The following is a 14,769-nucleotide window of genomic DNA, read 5'->3' on the forward strand; positions in this document are numbered from 1 at the left end:
GTCCCCGCGGCGGCCACCGGCGACACAGACCGACACGACGCGGCCGGGGGTGAGCCGTGATAGCAGCCAGCATCCTTCTCATCCTCGTCGCGGTCGTGCTCCTGGTGGCCGGGCTGGCCGTTGGGTCCAGCCCGCTGCTGATCACCTCGATCGCGGTCAGCCTGCTGGCCGCCGTGGCCCTCGTCGCGTTCGCCCGCCAGGCGGTCGCCGCCCGGGCCACGGCGGGCCGGGAGACCGGGCCGCGTCGCCGGACCGCACCTGCCGGCCCGTCCCTGGACGAGCCGGAGGTCCCGGTCCCGCACCTCACCTCGCCGGTCGGCGCCGGTGGACCCGGGTGGCGGCAACCACCCGGGCCGCCGGCGGCCGACGTGATCGACCCGCCGGCCGCCGCGTACGGCCCGCCGGCCGATCCGTTCGAGCCCGATCCGTTCGGGCCCGATCCGTTCGAGCCCGATCCGGTCGATCCACCGGCCCGGCCCTACTCGCCGCCCGCGCCGCGCGGCCCGTCCCGCGCCGAGGCGGCCGCCGACGCGCCGACGCCCACCTCGCCGGCGCCGGACGGCCCGTTCGAGGGCGACCCGCCGGCGGAGTTCCTCACCGACGGTGAGGTCGCCCGGCTGGTCCGGCTCGACGGCGAGGTCCGGGTGGTCGACGGGCACCCCCGCTTCCACCTGCCCGGTTGCCCCCAGTTGGTGGGCCGGGCCGACGAGCCGCTGCCGGTCGCCGAGGCGGTCGAGCTGGGCTTCACCCCGTGCGGCCGCTGCGCGCCGGCCACCACGCTGCTGGCCGAGGCCCGGCCGCGCTGATCATGGTGACCATGGACGACACGCTCACCGTCGCCGTACGCGTGAAGCCCGGCGTCTCGCGGGCCCGGGTCGGCGGCCGGTACGACGGGCCGCACGGCCCCGCCCTCGTCGTCGCGGTGAACGCGCCCGCGGTGGACGGCCGGGCCACCGAGGCGGCCCGCCGCGCCCTGGCCGAGGCGCTCGGCGTCCGGCCGGCGGCGGTCTCCCTGCGCTCCGGCGCGGCCAGCCGGGACAAGCTCTTCGTGGTCGAGCACCCGGCCCCCGGGCTGCCCGACGTGCTCCGGCGGCTCCGCGACGGATCGGCCGGGTGACGCGGCTGCGGACCGGCCGCGGATGACGCCGGGGCTCGACGTCGCGCTGCTGGTCGGCGCCGCCGTCCTACTGGTCGCGGTGGGCGCGGTGCGTTTCTCGACCCGGCTCGGCGTGCCGAGCCTCCTGGCCTACCTGGCGCTCGGGGTGGCCATCGGCGAGGCCGGCCTGGGCATCCGCTTCGACGACGTCGAGCTGACCCGGGTGCTCGGCTTCTGCGCGCTCATCGTGATCATCGCGGAGGGCGGGTTGAGTGCCCGGTGGAGCACCCTGCGGCCGGTGCTCGGCCTGGCCGCCGCGCTCTCCACGGTCGGCGTGGTGGTCAGCATCCTGGTCGTCGGCGTGGTGGTGCACCTGCTGCTCGGCCTGGACTGGCGGCTGGCGCTGCTCTACGGCGCGGTGCTCTCCTCCACCGACGCGGCGGCCGTCTTCGCCACCCTGCGCCGGCTGCGCCTGCCGCCCCGCCTGGTGGCCACCCTGGAGGCCGAGTCCGGGATCAACGACGCGCCGGTGGTCATCCTGGTGCTGCTGCTGTCCCGGGCCGGGGTGGAGGCCGCCCACCCGTGGTGGTACGAGGTGCTCCTGGTCGGCTACGAGCTGGGCGTCGGCGCGGCGGTCGGGGTGGCCGCGGGGATCGCCGGCCGGTACGCGCTGCGCCGGGCCGCACTGCCGTCCGCCGGCCTCTACCCGATCGCGGTGGTCGGCTTCACGGTGCTGGCGTACGCGGCCGGCTCGGTGCTGCACGCCTCCGGCTTCCTGGCCGTCTACGTGGCCGGTGTGCTGCTGGGCAACGCGCGGTTGCCGCACCGGCAGGCCATCCTGGGCTTCGCCGACGGGCTGGCCTGGCTGGCCCAGATCGGGCTGTTCGTGCTGCTCGGCCTGCTGGTGTCGCCGAGCCGGCTGGACGCGGCGGTGGTGCCGGCGGTGGTCACCGGGCTGGCCCTGCTGCTGCTGGCCCGCCCGCTGTCGGTGGCGGTCTCCGCGCTGCCGTTCCGGTTCGCGCTGCGCGAGCAGCTCTTCCTCTCCTGGGCCGGGCTGCGCGGCGCGGTGCCGATCGTGCTGGCCACCATCCCGCTCTCGCTGCGGGTGCCGGGCGCCGACCGGCTCTTCGACGCGGTCTTCGTGCTGGTGGTGATCTTCACGCTGCTCCAGGCCGGGACCCTGGCGCCGGCGGCCCGCCGGCTCGGGGTGACGGCGCCGGCCGAGGCCACGGAGATCCTGCTGGAGACGGCCCCGCTGGAGCGGATGCGGGCCGACCTGCTCCAGCTGGAGGTGCCGCCGGGCTCCCGGCTGGGCGGGGTGCACGTGGACGAGCTGCGGCTGCCGGTGGGCGCCTCGGTGACGCTGGTGCTGCGCGACGGGGTGGGCTTCGTGCCCGGCCCGGACACCCGGTTGAAGGTCGGCGACAGCCTGCTCATCGTGGCCACCGCGGAGGTGCGGGACGAGGCGGAGCGGCGGCTGCGGGCGGTGAGCCGGCGAGGTCGGCTGGCCCGGTGGTTTGGCGAGTACGGCGAGGACCGGACCGGCTGATCTGCTAGCGTTCCCTTTGCCCCGATTGGTGGCAGTTCGGGGCTGAATTGCGGTGCGACGGTGCGGCACGTTGTCGGACGCCTGTACGTTCCGTATTCTTGCCACCCTCCGGAGTGCGCGGCCTCTGTCGCCGTGCGCCCGTTCTGTACATGGGGGACGCCCGTTGCCGGCGACCCCCGCCCACGCACGCTGACCGCCGCGGCACGCGGCTGAGGGAGCTGACGATGGCGAAGCCAGCCGACACCAGGACCGCCGGTCGCAAGCCGGTGGCGAAGGCCACCCGCAGCGCCGCGGAGACCGAGAAGATCCGGGCCGCCCTGGCGGCACGGCGGGACGAGCTCAACGCCGAGTACGATCAGACGCTGAGCGAGATCACCGAGCTGCAGCGCGACCGGCTGACCGACTCGGCCGGGGACGACCAGGCCGACACGGGCACCAAGACGTTCGAGCGCGAGCAGGAGATCTCACTCGCCAACAGCATCAAGGAACGGATCACGCAGGTCGAGCGCGCGCTGGAGCGTCTCGACGAGGGTGGCTACGGCTGGTGTGAGCGGTGCGGCAACCCGATCCCGGTGGAGCGGCTCGCCGCCTTCCCGTCGGCCACCCTCTGCGTGAGCTGCAAGCAGCTGGAGGAGCGGCGCTGACGTCTGCTCCCCGGCGGCCGAACGGCAGACGGTGACCGCCACCGTCGCAAGCGTCGATGGGGAGCAGATGACCGCAGCACCGCCCGCCGGGTCCGGCACCACCGAGTCGGGCGCCGGCACGCCCCGCCGCAAGGCGACCGGCCTGCTGCTCGGCGTGGCCCTGGCCTCCCTCGTCGCCGACCTGGTCACCAAGCAGCTCGCACTCTCGGAGCTCACCGGGCGCGGCCCGGTGTCGCTGCTCGGCGGGGCGGTCTACCTCAGCCTGACCCGCAACAGCGGCGCCGCGTGGAGCATCGGCTCCGACCACACCTGGGTCTTCCCGCTGATCACCATCGGCGTGATCGCCTGGATCGGGTGGATGGCGCTGCGGCTGCGGTCGCTGCCCTGGGCCGTGTCGCTCGGGCTGGTGCTGGGCGGGGCGCTGGGCAACCTCACCGACCGCGTCTTCCGCGCCCCCGGGCACTTCGTCGGCCACGTGGTCGACATGATCAGCCTCTTCGACCCGTACGGGCAGGTCTGGCCGGTGTTCAACCTGGCCGACAGCTCACTGGTCTGCGGCGTGCTGCTGGCCGTGTTCCTGGAGCTGACCGGCCGGCAGCGGGACGGCTCCCGGGCCACCCCCGCGCGGTCCGGCGACGAGACCCCCGCCGAGCAGCGGGAGCGCGCGTGACCTCCGCCTTCGCCGCCGGCGGCGACCACCGTTCCCTGCCCGTCCCGGACGGGCTCGACGGCATGCGCCTGGACCAGGCCGTCTCCCGGCTCTTCGGGCTGTCCCGGACGGCCGCGGCCGCGCTGGTCGACGCGGGGGACGCGCTGGTCGACGGCGTCGCCCGGCCCAACTCGCACAAGGTCAAGGCGGGCTCCTGGCTGGAGGTCACGCTGCCCGCGCCGGCCGCACCGCCGACCGTGGTGCCCCAGGCCGTGCCCGGCCTCACCGTGGTCTACGCCGACGACGACATCGTGGTGGTGGACAAGCCGGTCGGGGTGGCCGCCCACCCCAGCCCGGGCTGGACCGGCCCGACCGTGATCGGCGGGCTGGCCGGGATCGGCCACCGGATCTCCACGAGCGGCGCCGCCGAGCGGCAGGGCGTGGTGCACCGGCTCGACGTGGGCACCACCGGCGTCATGGTGGTGGCCAAGAGCGAGCAGGCGTACACGGTGTTGAAGCGGGCGTTCAAGTACCGCGAGGTGGAGAAGCGCTACCACGCCGTGGTGCAGGGCCACCCGGACCCGCTGCGCGGCACCATCGACGCGCCGATCGACCGGCACCCGCACCACGACTACCGCTGGGCGGTGGTCTCCGGCGGCAAGCCCAGCATCACCCACTACGACACCCTCGAGGCGTTCCCCTCGGCCAGCCTGCTCGACGTGCGGCTGGAGACCGGGCGTACCCACCAGATCCGGGTGCACTTCTCCACGCTGCGGCACCCCTGCGTAGGCGACCTCACCTACGGCGCCGACCCGACGCTGTCCGCCCGCCTCGGGCTGAGCCGGCAGTGGCTGCACGCCCGCTCGCTGAGCTTCGCGCACCCGCGCACCGGCGACGAGGTCACCTTCGTCAGCGAATACCCGGACGACCTGGCCCGGGCGCTGGAGATCCTCCGCGACTGACCCGCCGATGAGCACCGACACCGGGCCGCCGCGGCGGTCGCGCTCCGCCGCGCTCACCTGGCTCGCCCTGGCCTGCGCGCTGGTGGTGCTGGTGGTCGCCGTCGCGCAGCGGCGGGACGAGCCCGTGGGGGACCGCACGGTGGGCGAGGTGACCCGGGTTGGGGTGGCCGACGGGGACTCCGTCCCGGCCTACCTGCGGGCCGCCGGCGACGAACTCGCCCGGCTCGACGCCCCGGCGCCCGGCGGCTACGCCCTCGTGTCGTTCGCCGCGTACCTGACGCCGGCGCAGGTGGCCACCGCGCTGGGCGGCGCCCCGGTCTCCGCCGTGCTGGCGCGGGTGCCGGTGCCCGGGCGGCAGACCGAGATCGTGCGGATCGCCGCGATGCGCGTCCCAAACGACGTGGTCGCCGGGATGGCCGAGGTGGCCGGGCGCAAGGACCGGGAGGCCGCCGACTACCGGGCCCGCGCCGCCGCCCCGGCGGCCACCGCCGATCCCGAGCTGCGCCGGGTGTACGACACCGGGGCCGTCGTGGCGGCGCGGGAGGCGGCCGGCTACCGGGCGGCCTGCGCCTGCGTCTACGCCGCCGTGGTCCGGGACGCCCCGGACGCCCTGCGGGCGCTGGCCGCCCGGTCCGGCGTCCGCGCGGTCGACCCCGCCCCGGAGGTGACCCGGTTGGACCGCACGGTGTTCACACCGCCGTTGCCGGAGCAGCGGGACGTGGCGCGGCCGCCGGCCGACACCGGGCTCGTGCCGAGCGCCGGTATGGCCGATTCGTCGGAATCCGCACCGACGGTGACCGAATCCTCACCGGCCGCCGGCCGGCCCGCCGCCGGGGCGGGACCACCGAATCCCGCTCCCACCTCCTGAGACGTGCAGGTGGGGGCCCCGTACCCGGCGGGGCGCTGAGGAGAGGCGCCGGGGGATGTGCGCACCGGGGTGTGGTCCGAATAGGGTTTCGTTCGTAGCCTGTCAGGCGGAGATCGATGGGCTGGGGGAGGGGCGAGGCCTTGGACGGCAGCGAAACCGGTTGGGGTCGGCAGGCTGAGCCGGCACCACGGTGGCGGGCGCTGCTCGACCGGGCCCGGCTCGGTGGACGCGGCGCGGAGCACCCCGACCCGGACCACCGCCCCGACGACCCACCGCCGCCGGCGCCGGACCCGCTGCCCCGGCGCGCCGGCGGCACCGGCTGGACGGGCCGCGCGCAGGCCGTCGCCCGCCCCGCCGACGGGTCGTACGGCGCCGAGCCGGCCTACCGCGTCGAGGCGACCTACCGGGTGGAGCCGGCCTACCGGGCCGACCCGCACCACGGCGGCGAGCCGGCCTACCGGGCGGAGCCCGCGTACCGGGCCGAGCCGGAGCCGCGCGCGGAGCCGTCCTGGCGCGCCGAGCCGGTCCGCCCGCCGGAGCCGAACTATCCCGAGCCCGAGGCGCGCGGCCGGGGCACCGCCTCGGTCGAGTCCCGGTACTCCCTGCTCGACAGCGGCTACCAGCCCGACCCGCCCCCGGCGGAGTCCCGCTACGCGCTGCTCGACCGCGGCCGCGACCGGCCGGAGATCCACCCCGCCCCCGAGCCGCCCCCACCGGCCCCCGCCTATCCGGCCCAGCCCGAGGCCTACCCGGCGCAGGCCGAGAGTTATCCCGCCCGGATCGAGCCGGCCCGGATCGAGCCGGCGCGCGTGGAGTGGCGCGCACCGGCACCGGACGCCGAGCTGGAGCGGGCCGCCGCCGTGCTCCGCCGCGAGCTGGGCGGGCCCCGCGTGCTCGCCTTCGCCAATCCCAAGGGCGGGGTGCACAAGACCACCGCCACCGTGCTCGCCGCGGCCACCGTGGGCAGCGTGCGCGGGCGCGGGGTGCTGGCCTGGGACGACAACGAGCTGCGGGGCACCCTCGGCCTGCGCGCCGGCAGCGCCCGGCACGCCCGCACCATCCGGCACCTGATCCACGACCTCGCGCAGATCGAGATCCTGGAGGGCGCCACCCTCCTGGAGCACCTCGACGACTATCTGCGGCACGCCTCCGACGGCTCGTACGACGTGCTGGCCGGCGAGGAGAGCCCGCGCTTCGCCCAGCGGCTGGACCAGTTCACCGTCAAGCGGGTGCTGGAGCTGCTGCGCCGCACCCACGAGGTGGTCTGCGTGGACACCGGCAACAACGTGGAGAGCCCCAACTGGCGCACCGTCATGCAGGCGGCCGACCAGCTCGTGGTGACCACCGTGCCTCGGGAGGACGCCGCCTTCAGCGCGGACTGGATGCTCGACCTGCTGCACGAGGAGGGCATGGGCGAGCTGGCCGACAACGCGGTCACCCTCATCTCCTGCCCCACCCCGGGCCGCACCGCGCTCCAGGACGACCTGGAACGCCACTTCGCCACCCGGACGCGGGCGGTGGCCGTGGTGCCGTACGACCCGGCGCTGGAGACCGGCTCCTCGATCGAGTATCACCAGCTCCAGGCGGAGACGCGGCAGGGCTGGCTCAAGGCGGCCTCGGTGATGCTGGAACCGTTCGCCCGCTGACCGCCACCGCCGCCCCGCGCCGCCCCGCCGCCTGAGAGGATCACCGGGTGAGTCCGGACACCCCTGATTCCGAGCGGGCCGCCGAGGGTCCCGGCGCGCCCGGCGACGCCGCCCGCCCGCCCGCCGGCGCGGGCAGCTCCCCGCGCCCCGACCGGCCGACCGACTCCGCCCCGCCCGACGGGCCCCCCGGCGAGGGTGCGTCGCCCGGCCCGTCCCCGGCCTGGCGTGAGGCACCTGACCAGGCCCCGGCCGAGGGGGCGGAGGCCCCCGGCTGGCCCGGCGGCCTGCCGGTGCCCGCGGGCACCCCGGTCACCGCGCCCGGCGCGGACCCGCTCGCCGGCTACCCCGGCGTCGTCGGGGCCGTGCCCGGTGCGCCGTCCGCCACCCGCCGGGCCGGGGGCCGCGCCGTCGCGGTCGCCCTCGGCGCGGCGCTGCTGCTCACCGTGCTCGGCGCGCCCCTGGGCCTGCTCTGGGCGCTGGTGGCCCCGGGCACGCCGGTGCAGATGACCGCCGACGGTGCGGTCTACGCCACGCCGCAGCCGGAGCAGCCGATCGCCGCGGACGGCTGGTTCAGCCTGCTCGGGCTCGGCTTCGGGGTGCTCGCCTCGATCGCCCTCTGGGTGGTGCTGCGCCGCCGGCGCGGCCCGGTCGGCCTCGCCGCCGGGGCGCTCGGCGGGCTCGGCGCGGCGGTCGTGGCGTGGCAGGTCGGCCGCCGGATCGGCCTCGGCACCTACCAGCGGCTGCTGGACACCGCGCCGCCCGGGACCGACTTCACCAAGCCGGCCGACCTGCGTGCCGGCGGCGTCGACTGGTACGGGCCGCTGCCCGTCCCGCACGGCAACCTGCTGCTGGCGGCGTTCGGCGCCGTCGTGACGTACACCCTGCTGGCCGGCTGGTCGCGGTGGCCCTCGCTGCGGCCGGAGCCGGAGTGGGACGGCGGCTGGGCGCCCGGCGGGCCGGGGATCAGTTCGGCGCCGGGGGACCAGCCAGCTCGCTGAGCGGCACCGGGACGGCCCGGACCTCGCGCAGCAGCGTCGTCTCCCGGTTGAGCAGCCGCAGCTCGGCCCGGAGCCGCCCGGCGGTGTCGTCGATGGCGAGCAGCCGCTGCCGGTCGTCGACGGTCAGCGCCGCGGTCGCGGCGACCAGGTGCGACAGCACCGTCGGATCCTCGGGCAGCTGCTCGGAGATCTCCTGCGGGTCCGGCCGGACCAGGCCCAGATATTGCCGGAAGACCGAGATGACCCGGGCGGCCAGCAGGTCGGCGACCTCGTCCGTGCCGGCCGGCTCGGGCAGCCACTCCACCTCGGCGGTCAGGTAGGGCGCGGCGGCGTCGTCGACCTCGGCGACGCGGAACCGCCGCCGACCCACGGTGACGATGTCGAACCCGCCGTCGGCCAGCTCCGTCACCTGCCGCAGCTCGGCGGTGCAGCCCACCTCGTGCAGGGTGACCTCGCCGCCGGTGGGGGCCGGCCGGCCCGGCGGCCCGGCCGCCGCGACCTCCCAGCCGCTCTGGATCGCCACCACCCCGAACTCGCGCGGCGCACCCTCGGGCAGCCCGACCAGGTGGCGCACCAGTGCCCGGTAACGCTCCTCGAAGATGTGCAGCGGGAGGACCAGCCCCGGGAAGAGGACCGTCCCGAGCGGGAAAACCGGCAGCCGTGCGGTCACGTGATCGAGAGTATCCCGATCGCGTCCCGGCGGCGTGTCCCGCCTCACCGTCCCGGCGTACGGGCGGCTCCGGTCGGCCCGCGGGGCGGCAGCCTAGACTCGCAAGGGTGTTGAATCGGATCGACCTGCGCGGCGGGGCCCGTGACCCGCGCCGCCTGCTGCCCCGTGCCCAACTCGACGTGTCCGTGGCCGTCGAGCGGATCCGCCCCCTCGTGGAGGCGGTCCGGGAGCATGGGTACCCGGCGATCCGCGAGGCGAGCGAACGGTTCGACGGTGTTTCCCCGGAGCACCTGCGGGTGCCCGTCGACGTGATCCGCGCCGCCGAGGACACCCTCGACCCGCAGGTCCGGGCCGCGCTGCTGGAATCGATCACCCGGGCCCGCAAGGTCCACGCCGACCAGCGCCGCACCGACCACACCACCCAGGTCGTGCCGGGCGGCACGGTCACCGAGCGCTGGGTGCCGGTCGACCGGGTGGGGCTCTACGTCCCCGGCGGCCTGGCCATGTACCCGTCGACCGTGGTCATGAACGTGGTCCCCGCCCAGGCGGCCGGGGTCCGCTCGCTGGTGGTGGTCAGCCCGCCGCAGAAGGAGAACGGCGGCCTGCCCGACCAGCGGGTCCTCGCCGCCTGCGCGCTGCTCGGCGTCGACGAGGTCTACGCGGTCGGCGGCGCCCAGGCCGTGGCCATGCTGGCCTACGGCGCGACCGTCGACCCGGCGGGCGCCGAGCGCTGCGACCCCGTCGACATGATCACCGGCCCGGGCAACATCTGGGTCACCGCCGCGAAGCGGCTGCTGCGCGGCGTGGTCGGCATCGACGCCGAGGCCGGGCCCACCGAGATCGCCATCCTGGCCGACGACACCGCCGACCCGGCGCACGTCGCCGCCGACCTGATCAGCCAGGCCGAGCACGACCCCCTCGCGGCCAGCGTGCTGGTCACCCCGTCGCCGGCGCTCGCCGACGCGGTCGACGCCGAGCTGGCCCGGCAGGTGCCGGCCGCCAAGCACGCCGAGCGGATCGGCACGGCGCTGCGCGGCGAGCAGAGCGGGGTCGTCCTCGTCGACGACCTGGAGGCGGGGCTGCGGGTGGTCGACGCGTACGCGGCCGAGCACCTGGAGATCCAGACCGTCGACGCCCGCGAGTGGGCGTTGCGGGTGCGCAACGCCGGCGCGATCTTCGTGGGCGCCTGGTCGCCGGTGTCGCTCGGCGACTACTGCGCCGGTTCCAACCACGTGCTGCCCACCGGCGGCTGCGCCCGGCACTCCTCCGGGCTGTCGGTGCAGTCCTTCCTGCGCGGCGTCCACCTCGTGGAGTACACCCGGGACGCGCTGCGCGACGTGGCCCCGCACGTGGTCACCCTGGCCGGTGTCGAGGACCTGCCGGCGCACGGCCAGGCGGTCAGCGCGCGCTTCCCGGGGGAGACCCCGTGACCACCCTCGACGACCTGCCGATCCGCGACGACCTGCGGGGCCTCAAGCCGTACGGGGCGCCGCAGCTCGACGTGCCGGTGCGGCTGAACACCAACGAGAACTCCTACCCGGTGCCCGAGCCGGTGGTGGAGGCGATCGGCAAGGCCCTCTCCGCCGAGCTGCGCGACCTCAACCGCTACCCGGACCGGGACGCCGTGGCGCTGCGCGCCGACCTCGCGGAGTACCTGGGCCACGGGCTCACCGCCGACCAGGTGTGGGCGGCCAACGGCTCCAACGAGATCCAGCAGCAGCTGCTCCAGGCGTTCGGCGGTCCTGGGCGCACCGCGCTCGGCTTCACCCCGGCGTACTCGATGCACCCGCTGCTGGCGCTCGGCACCGGCACCGGCTGGATCCCGGGGGCCCGCGACGCGGACTTCGGGCTGACCGTGGCCGACGCGGTCGCCCAGGTCCGGGCGCACCGGCCCGACGTGGTCTTCCTCTGCTCGCCGAACAACCCGACCGGCACGGCGCTCGACCCGGCCGTGGTCGCCGCCGTGCTCGCCGAGGCGCCGGGCATGGTGGTCGTGGACGAGGCGTACGCCGAGTTCGCCCGGCCCGGCACGGTCAGCGCGCTCGCCGTGCTGCCGGGGCACCCCCGGCTGGTGGTCACCCGCACCATGAGCAAGGCGTTCGGCTTCGCGGGCGGCCGGCTCGGCTACCTGGCCGCCGACCCGGCCGTGGTGCAGGCGGTGCAACTGGTCCGGTTGCCGTACCACCTCTCGGCGCTCACCCAGGCCGCCGCCCGCGCGGCGCTGGCCCACCGCGACGCCCTGCTGGGCGCGGTGGCCGCGATCATGCGGCAGCGCGACCGGATCGTCGCCGAGCTGCGCGCCCGCGGGCACCGGGTGGCCGACAGCGACGCCAACTTCGTGCTCTTCGAGGTCGGCGGCGACCGACAACTCCGGCTCGGCGCGTCCGACGCCGCGCCCCGACCCGGAGCCGTCGACCAGGCCGCCGCCTGGCGCACACTGCTCGCCGCCGGCGTGCTGGTCCGCGACGTCGGCCTGCCCGGCTGGCTGCGGGTCACCGCCGGCACCCCCGCCGAGACCGACGCCTTTTTGTCTGCGATGGAGAAGCTGTCATGAGCCGGACCGCCCGGGTGGAGCGGATCACCAAGGAGACCAAGGTCCTCGTCGAGATCGACCTCGACGGCACCGGCAAGGCCGACATCGAGACCGGCGTCGGCTTCTACGACCACATGCTCCACCAGATCGCCCGGCACGGCGGCTTCGACCTGACCGTGCACACCGTCGGTGACCTGGAGATCGACGCCCACCACACGATGGAGGACACCGCGCTCGCCCTGGGCGCCGCGTTCGACCAGGCGCTGGGGGACAAGGCCGGCATCCGGCGGTACGGCTCGGCCACCGTCCCCATGGACGAGGTGCTGGTCCGGGCCGCCGTCGACCTCTCCGGCCGGCCGTACGTGGTGCACGACGAGCCGGCGCTCGCGCCGTACATCGGTCCGGTCTACCCGACCAGCATGACCCGGCACATCTGGGAGTCGTTCGGTCAGGCCGCCCGGGTCACCCTGCACGTGGACGTGCTGCGCGCGGCCCGGCCGGGCGGCAACCCGGACGCCCACCACGTGGTCGAGGCGCAGTTCAAGGCGGTGTCCCGGGCGCTGCGCGAGGCCACCTCGATCGACCCGCGCGCCGCGGGCGCGATCCCCAGCACGAAGGGCGCCCTCTGATGAGCGCGAGGAACGCAGCGCAGCGGAGTACCGCGGTCGCGAATGAAGGGCGGCTCTGATGGGTCGGGCGCTGCCGACGTTGCTGCTGATCCTGGCCGGGGTGCTGGTCGGCGGGACCTGGTCGCTCTACAAGCAGGGCGCCGCCCGCCCCGCGGTGGTGGTCACCGGCCTGCTGGCGGTGCTGGCCACCGCCGGTGGGCTGCTCTGGCTGCTGCCGGGGGAGAGCTGATGGGCGAGCGCAGCGGAGTGCCGTCGTGACCAGGCGGGTGGTGGTGCTCGACTACGGGTCGGGCAACCTGCGGTCGGCCGAGCGGGCCCTCGCGCGGGTCGGGGCGGACGTCACCGTCACCGCCGACCTGACCGCGGCCGCCGAGGCCGAGGGCCTGGTGGTGCCGGGCGTGGGCGCGTTCGCCGCGTGCATGGCGGGGATCGAGGCGCTGGGCGCCGGCCCGGTCATCGCCGAGCGGGTCGCCGCCGGCCGCCCGGTGCTCGGCATCTGCGTGGGGATGCAGGTGCTCTTCGAGCACGGTGACGAGCACGGCGTGGTCACCAAGGGGCTCGGGCTGCTGCCCGGCGGGGTGACCAGGCTGCCCGCGCCGCGGCTGCCGCACATGGGCTGGAACACCGTGCAGGCCCCGGCCGGCTCGGTACTCTTCGCCGGCCTGCCGGCCGACGCCCGGTTCTACTTCGTCCACTCCTACGGGGTGACCGCGCCGGCCGCGCTGGCCGCCGCCGGGGCCACCGTCACCACCGCCCACCACGGCACGGACTTCGTCGCCGGGATCGAACGGGGCTCGCTGTCGGCGGCCCAGTTCCACCCGGAGAAGTCGGCGGACACGGGGGCGGCTCTGCTGCACAACTGGCTGGGCACGCTGTGAGCGCCAGGAGTGAGCCGGTTCTGCGAGCCCCGCAGTCGCGAACGACCGGCGGTCCTGTGAGCGCGAGGAGTGAGCCGGTTCTGCGAGCCCCGCAGTCGCGAACGACCGGCGGCCCAGCTTGAGTAAGGAGCGGGCGCGGCGGCGGGAGGCGCGGCGGGCCGAGCTGGAGCGGGAACGCGCCGCGCGCGCCCGCAGGGTGGCGCGCCGGGACCGGCGGCGTGCCGTCGTACGCCGGTTGACGCCCGCCGTGCGGCGCGGCCGCACCGGCCGGTTGCGCCGGCACAGTCGTGGCGAGCGGGCGGCGATCCTGCTGCTCACCGGCGCGGCCGTGGCCGGCATCTGGAGTTTCGTCGACGACCTGGCGCTGCGGCTGGCGTTGGTCGTGTTGTTGCTGCTGGTCCTGCCCGCGGTCGTGGTGATCGCGCTGGACCGACGTTCCTGATGCGAGGAGAATTTCGTTGAGCCTCACCCTGTTGCCCGCCGTGGACGTCGCGGACGGGCAGGCCGTCCGGCTCGTCCAGGGCGCCGCCGGCAGCGAGACCACGTACGGCGACCCGCTGGAGGCCGCCCTCGCCTGGCAGTCCGACGGGGCGGAGTGGATCCACCTCGTCGACCTGGACGCCGCGTTCGGGCGGGGCACCAACGCCCATCTGCTCGCCGAGGTGGTCCGCCGGCTCGACGTGAAGGTCGAACTCTCCGGCGGCATCCGGGACGACGAGTCGTTGCAGGCCGCCCTGGGCACCGGCGCGGCCCGGGTCAACATCGGCACCGCCGCGCTGGAGGACCCGGAGTGGTGCGACCGGGTCTGCGGCGAGTACGGCGACCGGGTGGCCATCGGGCTGGACGTGCGCGGCCGTACCCTCTCGGCGCGGGGCTGGACCCGCGACGGCGGTGACCTCTACGAGGTGCTGGCCCGGTTGGACAAGGCCGGCGCGACCCGTTACGTGGTCACCGACATCACCAAGGACGGCACGATGCGCGGGCCGAACCTGGACCTGCTGCGGGAGGTCTGCGCCCGCACCGACGCGCCGGTGGTCGCCTCCGGCGGCGTGTCCACGCTGGACGACCTGCGCGCGCTGGCCACCCTGGAGCCGGTGGGGGTGGAGGGTGTGATCACCGGCAAGGCGCTCTACGCCGGTGCGTTCACGGTCGCCGAGGCGCTCGCCACCCTGCGGGCCGGCGCGTGACGGCCGTCGCGGGCGAGGGTTCCCGGCCGGCGCCGGAGCTGCCGGTGGGCGGCGCCGTGACCCGGCTCGGCTCGGGCGGCCCGTGGGAGGCGCTCTACGGCTACTGCCGGGTGGTCCGGGCCGGGCAGCTGGCGATCACCGCGGGTTGCACCTCCACGGTGGACGGCCGGGTGGCGCACGTCGGGGACGCCGCGGCGCAGACCGCCCAGGCGATCCGGATCGGCCTGGACGCGCTCGCCGAGGTGGGCGCCGGGCCGGCCGACGTGGTGCGCACCCGGATGTACGTGACCGACCGGACGTACGCCGACGAGGTGGGGCGCGCGCACAACGCCGTGTTCGGTGCGGTCCGGCCGGTCGCCACGATGGTGGTGGTGGCCGGCCTGATCAATCCCGACCTGCTGGTGGAGATCGAGCTGGAGGCGTGGGTCGCCGGGGGCTGATCCGGGCGCGGCCGACCGTC

At 76.0% G+C, this 14,769-nt stretch carries 18 protein-coding genes; 17 read left to right on the top strand and 1 reads right to left on the bottom strand.

Annotated features, from left to right (window positions below):
• Positions 1 to 56 precede the first annotated feature (56 nt).
• From NFX44_RS05870 to NFX44_RS05910, 9 genes are all read left to right on the top strand, one after another.
• Positions 57 to 806, top strand: coding sequence for a hypothetical protein (locus NFX44_RS05870; RefSeq protein ID WP_262282453.1), 750 nt, complete (start codon positions 57 to 59; stop codon positions 804 to 806).
• Positions 807 to 808: 2 nt separating this feature from the next.
• Positions 809 to 1,117 carry a DUF167 domain-containing protein gene (locus NFX44_RS05875; RefSeq protein WP_262282454.1) on the top strand — a complete coding sequence of 103 codons (309 nt, stop codon included), beginning with the start codon at positions 809 to 811 and terminating at the stop codon, positions 1,115 to 1,117.
• Positions 1,118 to 1,139: 22 nt separating this feature from the next.
• Entirely contained in the window at positions 1,140 to 2,645 is a 1,506-nt protein-coding gene (locus tag NFX44_RS05880) for a potassium/proton antiporter (RefSeq protein ID WP_262282455.1), read from the top strand.
• A gap of 224 nt (positions 2,646 to 2,869) precedes the next feature.
• Complete coding sequence (locus tag NFX44_RS05885; protein WP_091268039.1) at positions 2,870 to 3,289, top strand: TraR/DksA C4-type zinc finger protein; 420 nt, start codon at positions 2,870 to 2,872, stop codon at positions 3,287 to 3,289.
• A gap of 67 nt (positions 3,290 to 3,356) precedes the next feature.
• Entirely contained in the window at positions 3,357 to 3,959 is a 603-nt protein-coding gene (gene lspA, locus NFX44_RS05890) for a signal peptidase II (RefSeq protein ID WP_262282456.1), read from the top strand.
• Positions 3,956 to 4,900, top strand: coding sequence for an RluA family pseudouridine synthase (locus NFX44_RS05895; protein WP_262282457.1), 945 nt, complete (start codon positions 3,956 to 3,958; stop codon positions 4,898 to 4,900). The genes lspA and NFX44_RS05895 overlap by 4 nt, the downstream gene beginning before the upstream one ends.
• Positions 4,901 to 4,907: 7 nt before the next feature.
• Positions 4,908 to 5,768: a hypothetical protein gene (locus tag NFX44_RS05900; RefSeq protein ID WP_262282458.1), complete on the top strand. Its 861-nt coding sequence runs from the start codon at positions 4,908 to 4,910 to the stop codon at positions 5,766 to 5,768.
• Between the two features lie 116 nt (positions 5,769 to 5,884).
• Positions 5,885 to 7,414, top strand: a complete 1,530-nt coding sequence (locus NFX44_RS05905; RefSeq protein ID WP_262282459.1) for an ATPase — start codon at positions 5,885 to 5,887, stop codon at positions 7,412 to 7,414.
• 47 nt (positions 7,415 to 7,461) lie between these two features.
• Positions 7,462 to 8,412, top strand: coding sequence for a DUF2567 domain-containing protein (locus NFX44_RS05910; protein ID WP_262282460.1), 951 nt, complete (start codon positions 7,462 to 7,464; stop codon positions 8,410 to 8,412).
• Here the strand turns inward: NFX44_RS05910 and NFX44_RS05915 are convergent.
• Complete coding sequence (locus tag NFX44_RS05915; RefSeq protein WP_262282461.1) at positions 8,378 to 9,082, bottom strand: LON peptidase substrate-binding domain-containing protein; 705 nt, start codon at positions 9,080 to 9,082, stop codon at positions 8,378 to 8,380. The genes NFX44_RS05910 and NFX44_RS05915 overlap by 35 nt on opposite strands.
• Positions 9,083 to 9,189: 107 nt before the next feature.
• Between NFX44_RS05915 and hisD the strand changes: the two genes are divergently transcribed.
• From hisD to NFX44_RS05955, 8 genes are all read left to right on the top strand, one after another.
• Positions 9,190 to 10,512, top strand: coding sequence for a histidinol dehydrogenase (gene hisD, locus NFX44_RS05920; RefSeq protein WP_262282462.1), 1,323 nt, complete (start codon positions 9,190 to 9,192; stop codon positions 10,510 to 10,512).
• Positions 10,509 to 11,636 carry a histidinol-phosphate transaminase gene (locus NFX44_RS05925; protein ID WP_262282463.1) on the top strand — a complete coding sequence of 376 codons (1,128 nt, stop codon included), beginning with the start codon at positions 10,509 to 10,511 and terminating at the stop codon, positions 11,634 to 11,636. Before hisD ends, NFX44_RS05925 begins: the two co-directional genes overlap by 4 nt.
• The gene (gene hisB, locus NFX44_RS05930) at positions 11,633 to 12,244 is read left to right on the top strand and encodes an imidazoleglycerol-phosphate dehydratase HisB (RefSeq protein WP_262282464.1); all 612 of its coding nucleotides are present in this window, start codon (positions 11,633 to 11,635) and stop codon (positions 12,242 to 12,244) included. Before NFX44_RS05925 ends, hisB begins: the two co-directional genes overlap by 4 nt.
• A 58-nt stretch (positions 12,245 to 12,302) precedes the next feature.
• On the top strand, positions 12,303 to 12,473 hold the full coding sequence (locus NFX44_RS05935) for a hypothetical protein (protein ID WP_262282465.1): 171 nt from the start codon (positions 12,303 to 12,305) through the stop codon (positions 12,471 to 12,473).
• 25 nt (positions 12,474 to 12,498) lie between these two features.
• Positions 12,499 to 13,122: an imidazole glycerol phosphate synthase subunit HisH gene (hisH, locus tag NFX44_RS05940; RefSeq protein ID WP_262282466.1), complete on the top strand. Its 624-nt coding sequence runs from the start codon at positions 12,499 to 12,501 to the stop codon at positions 13,120 to 13,122.
• Between the two features lie 118 nt (positions 13,123 to 13,240).
• The gene (locus NFX44_RS05945; RefSeq protein WP_262282467.1) at positions 13,241 to 13,564 is read left to right on the top strand and encodes a hypothetical protein; all 324 of its coding nucleotides are present in this window, start codon (positions 13,241 to 13,243) and stop codon (positions 13,562 to 13,564) included.
• A 16-nt stretch (positions 13,565 to 13,580) separates the two neighbouring features.
• Positions 13,581 to 14,309 carry a bifunctional 1-(5-phosphoribosyl)-5-((5-phosphoribosylamino)methylideneamino)imidazole-4-carboxamide isomerase/phosphoribosylanthranilate isomerase PriA gene (gene priA, locus NFX44_RS05950; RefSeq protein WP_262282468.1) on the top strand — a complete coding sequence of 243 codons (729 nt, stop codon included), beginning with the start codon at positions 13,581 to 13,583 and terminating at the stop codon, positions 14,307 to 14,309.
• Positions 14,306 to 14,749, top strand: coding sequence for a RidA family protein (locus NFX44_RS05955; protein WP_262282469.1), 444 nt, complete (start codon positions 14,306 to 14,308; stop codon positions 14,747 to 14,749). Before priA ends, NFX44_RS05955 begins: the two co-directional genes overlap by 4 nt.
• The last annotated feature ends 20 nt before the right edge of the window (positions 14,750 to 14,769 follow it).

The organism is Micromonospora sp. MA102, assembly GCF_025460765.1.
GTDB lineage: Bacteria > Actinomycetota > Actinomycetes > Mycobacteriales > Micromonosporaceae > Micromonospora > Micromonospora halotolerans.